The 3754-nt window shown below is 30.3% G+C and carries 3 protein-coding genes; 1 reads left to right on the top strand and 2 read right to left on the bottom strand.

The window, feature by feature from the left end; genetic code table 11:
• Positions 1 to 110: 110 nt before the first annotated feature.
• Positions 111 to 1373: an EF-P 5-aminopentanol modification-associated protein YfmF gene (yfmF, locus tag ACI3VO_RS08985; RefSeq protein ID WP_439757589.1), complete on the bottom strand. Its 1263-nt coding sequence runs from the start codon at positions 1371 to 1373 to the stop codon at positions 111 to 113.
• A 234-nt stretch (positions 1374 to 1607) separates the two neighbouring features.
• On the opposite strand from yfmF, the gene ychF reads away from it, so the two are divergent.
• On the top strand, positions 1608 to 2705 hold the full coding sequence (gene ychF, locus ACI3VO_RS08980) for a redox-regulated ATPase YchF (RefSeq protein WP_439757588.1): 1098 nt from the start codon (positions 1608 to 1610) through the stop codon (positions 2703 to 2705).
• Between the two features lie 140 nt (positions 2706 to 2845).
• Here the strand turns inward: ychF and ACI3VO_RS08975 are convergent.
• Positions 2846 to 3754, bottom strand: a 909-nt coding sequence (locus ACI3VO_RS08975; protein ID WP_439757587.1) for a Mur ligase family protein, incomplete at its 5' end; no start/stop codon positions are given.

The raw sequence follows: 3754 nt of genomic DNA, 5'->3' as shown, positions 1-3754 counted from the left end.
AGTAAATCCTCTCTTAGGTATAAAATACACATCTAATCCATTTTCTAGCTTTTCGTAATATAATTCTTCCTTTAATAATTCGTTGACTATCTTTTCCATTTATGCCCTCCCTATTTACTTAAGAAATATATAGTGTCTAACTCAATATTTTTTACAGCTTCGATTATATCCTCTTTTGTCGCATTATTTATTATACCCTTTATTTCCTCTATACTGCTATCGTCCTTTGCTATATGTTGTGAAATATAAAAATCTGAAACTCGACCGATTTCGTCGTTTAAAGAATTTAGAGAATCTATAAATCCTATCTTGGCATTTGAAATCTCAGTTTCTGTTATATCTCCATCCTTTAGATTTTGAAGCTGCTTCTTTATAAGCGAAACAGTCTTGTCGTAATTTTCTGCTTCTATACCTGAACAGATAAGCATCACAGATTTATTTTTTTGTATTGTAGAGTAAATAGTATAGCAAAGACTCTCTTTTTCTCTTACATTTATAAATAATTTACTGTCTGCTCCTCCACCTAGTATTCTAGATCCTAAAAGCAAGCTGTAGTACTTTTGTTTATCTAAATAATCTACATTACATCTATATCCCATGACTAGCTTTCCTTGTGCTATATCCATAGTTTCGTGTATTTCTTTTACACTTTGAACATCTTTATAGTATTCATTCTTTGGTATATCGATTATTTCGCCTCTTTCAAATGTAAATTTTTGTTTTATTAAATCTACTACCTCGTCTTCATCAAAGTCCCCCTCTACGATTATATTTATAGGCGATGTTTTTAGTATTTTTTTGTAGTGCTCATATAAATTCACGCCATTTATAGAGTCTAAATCCTCTACATATCCGCTTCCACTTATAGAATACGGCTCATCTTCAAACATAATCTCAGTAGCTCTTTTTACTGCATAATTAGCTTTATCGTTTATTATGCCTATTATTATGTCCTTTCGTATTTCCTTTTCTATTTTTAAATACTCTTCATTAAACCCTCCATCTACAACTAGAGGATTGTTTATTACTTCATTTAAAAGTTCTATGCTCTGTCCTAAAATTTTCTCATCTAAATATTTTTGATTGACAGACAATATACTAAATCCTAATATTTGATTTTCTCCTCTTTTAGATATTAATGTGTTTAAATAAGCTCCGTATAATTCCTCTTCTCTATCTGTCAACTCACTTCTTGTCTTATATTTACTACAACCACTTTTTAAAACCGCTGGAAGTAGAGCATTTTTTGTAACTTCATCCCTGTCTAATTTTCTCGATATAAATACACTTACTAGATTTGTTTTAAACTTACTCTCTGGAATCAATGTTAGATTTACATTTTTCCCTATTTCTATTGTCTTTAAATTTTTCATTTACTAGCTCCTTTTCCCTATAATTACTATATTATATAATAATACCCTATCTTTATCATATTTGCTAACCTATTTAATAAATATTCTTTTTATATTATTATAACTTTATTTTTACTATTATATACAAGGTTCAAATTGTTTACATCTATTGGGTTTATGATGTATAATACAATATGTATGCCTAAAATTATTGAGAAAAAATAATTAATTTAATATAAAGAGAGGTAGATTATAATGAAATTAGGAATCGTAGGTTTACCAAATGTAGGTAAAAGTACTTTATTTAATGCTATAACTCAAGCTGGTGCAGAATCTGCTAACTACCCATTCTGTACAATAGAACCAAATGTAGGTGTAGTTGCTGTTCCAGACGAAAGATTAAACGTATTAAATAAATTATATAATTCAAAAAAAATAGTTCCAACTGCTATAGAATTCTGTGATATAGCAGGTCTTGTTAGAGGAGCTTCTAAAGGTGAAGGTCTTGGAAATAAATTCTTATCACACATAAGAGAAGTAGACGCTATAGTTCACGTTGTTAGATGCTTTGAAGACTCAAATGTAGTTCACGTTGATGGTTCAGTAGATCCACTTAGAGATATTGAAACTATAAACCTAGAATTAATTCTATCTGATATAGAAATACTAGATAGAAGAATAAACAAAACTACTAAAGCCTTAAAAGCAGACAAGTCTCTTGCTTCTGAATTAGAGCTTTTAAATTCTATAGCAAAAACTCTAGGTGAAAGTAAATGCGTAAGAACTATGGAATTCACTGAAGAAGAACAAGAATTTGTAAATAGCTTAAACTTATTAACTTCTAAACCAGTTATATACGCTGCAAATGTATCTGAAGACGACTTAGCTGATGATGGCGCTTCTAATGAACATGTAGCTAAGGTTAAAGAATTTGCAAAAACTGAAAAAGCTGAAGTTATAGTTGTATGTGCTCAAATAGAAGCAGAAATATCTGAACTTGAATCAGAAGAAGAAAAACAAGAATTCTTAGAAACTCTTGGTCTTGAACAATCAGGTCTAGATAAATTAATAAAATCATCTTATACTCTATTAGGACTTATGTCTTTCTTAACTGCTGGTGAACCAGAAGTCAGAGCTTGGACTATAAAAATCGGTACAAAGGCTCCTCAAGCAGCAGGTAAAATCCACAGCGATATAGAAAGAGGCTTCATAAGAGCTGAAATAGTAAATTACGACGATTTAGTAGAATGTGGAAGTGTTGCAAATGCTAGAGAAAAAGGTCTTGTTAGACTTGAAGGAAAAGATTATGTAATGCAAGACGGAGATGTTGTAAACTTTAGATTTAACGTATAGAAATTTATATTGAATACTATCGAATAAACAAACCGTAGCTTATAAATCAGATTTACAAGCTACGGTTTTATTTTTATAAAAAAATATCTCCAACCACATTTTTATGATTAGAGATATTTATTATTTTTTAATTTTTACAATTAATTCGCCATCATCATTTTAGCATGAGCTGCAAGAATTTTCTTAGCCTCTTCTCTTACGATTTCTTTTTCACTAAATGGAACCTTTACTCCTTTTATCAATTGATAAGTCTCATGTCCCTTTCCTGCAAGTACTATCATATCGCCTTCTCTAGCCATTCTGACAGCAAGCTGAACTGCTTTTTTTCTATCTGGTTCAACTAAATATTTACTCTTGTTTTTATCGAATGATTTAGCTATGTCGTTTATTATCTCGATAGGGTCTTCAAAGTCTGGATTGTCAGATGTAAGTATACTTAAGTCGCATTCTCTAGAAGCTACATCTCCTAATTCCTTTCTACGAAGCTTTGTTCTTCCTCCAACTGAGCCAAACACACAGATTAATCTCTTATGCTCGTAATGCTCTAATGTTTTTAATATATTTTCTAAACTCACACCATTATGAGCATAGTCTATTATAATAGTAGCATAAGGTAGTACAGATAAAACCTCTACTCTACCGCAAACTTTTGCTTCTCTTAAAGCATTATTTGTTATTTTTCTATCTACACCTAAGTATTTACAAACTGATATTACAGCTAAAGCATTATAAATACTAAATATACCTGGTGAACATATATAATAATCAGATTTAGTTTCTTTTGTTTTGCAGACAAAATTAACCCCTAGAGAATCTATGCTCTTTGAGTATTCTATATCAGTTGCCATTATATCTGCTTCTTTTTCTATACCAAAAGTCTCGATATCACAAGTAGCTATTTTTATTATTTCCTCTGCATGCTCATCATCTATATTTATTATTCCATGCTTAGCAAGTGTAAATAATTTAGCCTTACATTCTAAATAATCTTGGAAAGTAGGATGTTCTTTAGGTCCTATATGATCAGGAGATAAGTTAGTAAATATAGC

The organism is Intestinibacter sp. (assembly GCF_051866655.1).
In the GTDB taxonomy this organism is placed as follows: domain Bacteria; phylum Bacillota; class Clostridia; order Peptostreptococcales; family Peptostreptococcaceae; genus Intestinibacter.
Note: the sequence above shows the minus strand (reverse complement) of the source record. Positions and strands in the feature narration are given on the sequence as shown.

What these genes read in the sequence shown, in the direction of transcription:
- yfmF (WP_439757589.1), bottom strand. Translation starts at nt 1,373, where the DNA reads ATGAAAAATTTAAAGACAATAGAAATAGGGAAAAATGTAAATCTAACA.
- ychF (WP_439757588.1), top strand. Translation starts at nt 1,608, where the DNA reads ATGAAATTAGGAATCGTAGGTTTACCAAATGTAGGTAAAAGTACTTTA.